This is a genomic window from Actinomyces urogenitalis DSM 15434 (assembly GCF_000159035.1).
Taxonomy (GTDB): domain Bacteria; phylum Actinomycetota; class Actinomycetes; order Actinomycetales; family Actinomycetaceae; genus Actinomyces; species Actinomyces urogenitalis.
On record NZ_DS999574.1, the window covers coordinates 581,357 to 584,027 of the forward strand.

2 protein-coding genes are annotated in these 2,671 nt (G+C 67.5%); both read left to right on the forward strand.

Annotation, left to right across the window (positions count from 1 at the left end; translation table 11 throughout):
- Positions 1-188 precede the first annotated feature (188 nt).
- Positions 189-1,097 (forward strand): iron uptake transporter permease EfeU, encoded by a 909-nt coding sequence (gene efeU / locus HMPREF0058_RS02460; protein WP_006548090.1) that lies wholly within the window; start codon positions 189-191, stop codon positions 1,095-1,097.
- A gap of 86 nt (positions 1,098-1,183) precedes the next feature.
- A complete protein-coding gene (efeO, locus tag HMPREF0058_RS02465) occupies positions 1,184-2,551 on the forward strand; it encodes an iron uptake system protein EfeO (protein ID WP_006548091.1) in 1,368 nt (455 codons plus the stop codon).
- Positions 2,552-2,671 lie beyond the last annotated feature (120 nt).

Here is a 2,671-nt window from a genome sequence, read left to right on the forward strand (position 1 = left end):
CCAACTCCCCGCCGCCGCTTGACACACCACATAGGGGCACCCCCCCCGCACAGCACCTAGCCCCGCAGGGAGATGACACCAAGCCCCCACAAGTCCCATCAGAGTTGTCAATCTTACCTAGGTAAGGCTAGCCTTCCGGAAGTCATAGCGGGGTCGAGCGCCTCGCGGCCACTGCCTGAGGACTCGCCTTGTTCATTGCCAACCTGCTCATCGCGCTGCGCGAGGGCTTCGAAGCCGCGCTCATCGTCGGCATCATCGCCGCCTACCTGGTTCGCAGCGGCCGCCGCGACGTCTTGCCCAAGATGTGGCTCGGCGTCCTCCTGGCCGCCTGCCTGCCGCTCGCGCTGGGCGCTGTGCTGACCTGGGGCCCCAAGACCCTGACCTTCCAGGCCCAGGAGATCATCGGCGGCAGCCTGTCCCTCCTGGCCGTGGCCATGGTGACCTGGATGATCTTCTGGATGGGTCGCAATGCCCGCATGCTCAAGAAGGGCATCGAGGGTGACCTGGAGGACGCGCTGTCAGACTCCTCCTCCGGCTGGGGCGTGGTGTGGATCGCCATCATCTCCGTCGGCCGCGAGGGCCTGGAGACCGCCCTGTTCATCTGGGCCACGGTCAAGTCCTCGGTGGAGAACCACGTCGCGGCAACCAGCGCCGGTGTGGTGGTGGGCCTGCTCATCGCCATCGTCCTGGGCTGGCTGGTCTACAAGGGTGCGGCCAGCATCAACATGCGCCTGTTCTTCGCCATCACGGGCTACTTCCTCATCTTCGTGGCTGCGGGTGTGGTCTCCTACGCCGTCGCCGACTTCCAGGAGGCTGGCCTCCTGCCCGGCATCATGAACCACGCCTGGGACATCTCCGCCTACCTGCCGGGCCAGACCTCGCCGATCCACTGGCTCTACATCGTGGCCAAGGCGATGTTCCAGGTGGAGGTCCAGCCCACGGTGGCCCAGGTCATCGGGTGGTGGCTCTACCTCGTGCCCACCCTCGTCCTGTTCACCCGCCAGGTCCGTGGCTCGGCCAGGCGCGCGGCCGGCGCAGCGCCCGCCGCGCAGGACGACGACGCAGCCAGCTCTCGCTCGGCCGTCGCCTCAGCCTGAGCCCCCAGGCCTCCTTGACGCCTTGTCGCTACCGACCACTTGACTACCGACCACCCAGTTCCCAACCACACCCACAGGAGAATCACGTGACCACTTCCGCCCGCCCCGCTCTGCGTGGCACCACTCGCCGTACCGCGCTCACGCTGCCGCTGCTGGCCCTGGCTGGCTTCGGCCTGGCCGGCTGCGTGGACAACAAGCCCGCCTCCTCCGGCGCGTCCGCCGGCGCGTCCGCCGGTGCCTCCGCGGGCGCCACCGAGGTCACCGTCACGATCACCGACGACGGCCTGGAGCTGTCCACCACCACCTTCCCCTCCGGCGTGGTCACCTTCACCATGACCAACAACGGCACGGTGGCCAACGAGTTCGAGATCTTGACGGAGAACAAGCTGCAGATCGTCTCCGAGCAGGAGAACATCGGCCCCGGCACCACCGCCTCGCTGACCACGGCACTGTCCGAGGGCACGTACTACGCGGCCTGCAAGCCGAATATGGTGGGCGAGCTCAAGGGCGTCACCGAGCTGACGATCACCAAGGGCGCCGCCGTGGAGGTCTCCGAGGACGTGGCCGAGCTGGAGAAGCAGGCCGTCACCAACTACACCGCCTACGTGCGTGACCAGGTGGGCCAGCTGCTGGAGGCTACCAAGACCTTCACCGAGGCATACCTCGGCGGGGACGCGGACAAGGCCAAGGAGCTCTACCCGCTGGCCCGCCAGCACTACGAGCGCATCGAGCCCACCGCCGAGTCCTTCGGCATCGAGGCTGCTGGTGACCTGGATGAGGCCCTGGACCTGCGTATCCAGGACCTGGCTGCTGACGCCGGCGTGGAGACCACGGACGCCTCCGTGATCGGCACCTGGACCGGCTGGCACCGCATTGAGGCGGACCTGTGGGACGGCGGGGAGGGCTCGCCCTTCGCCTTCGCTGACGACGCCGCCCGCAAGGCAGTGGCCGACAAGCTGGTGGAGGACACCCAGAAGCTCTACGACCTTGTCTACGGCAACATCGAGGGCCCCTCGGGCACCTACGAGCTGACCCTGACCGACGTGGCCACGGGCGCTGCCTCGCTGCTGGAGGAGGTCGCCCTGTCCAAGATCGTGGGCGAGGAGGAGACCTTCTCCCACACCGACCTCTACGACTTCAAGGCCAACGTCGAGGGCGCCGAGGTCGCCTACGGCAACGTCCAGGCCATCGTCGAGAAGAATGACGCGGACCTGGCTACCAAGATCGACGAGGGCCTGAAGAAGGTCAATGACCTCATTGCCGCTCACGAGGACGGCACCACGGCCGACGGCGCCACGAAGTATGTGGACTACTCCACCATCGCCGAGGTGCAGGTCAACGCCGGTGAGGCTCCCTCGGACACCGACTACACCGATGTCCAGCGCGAGTTCTCCGACGCCGTCAACGCCTTGAGCGAGTCCCTGTCCCAGGTTGCCGGCACCGTCCTGCACTGAGAGGCGGCAGACGATGACGCAGTCGAGAGCATCTGAGCACGAGTCGGAGACTAGGGGCACAGCCGAGCAGGCTGGGGCCGCCGGACCGGCGCAGGCCGCCGCACCCACCGAGCCGACGGC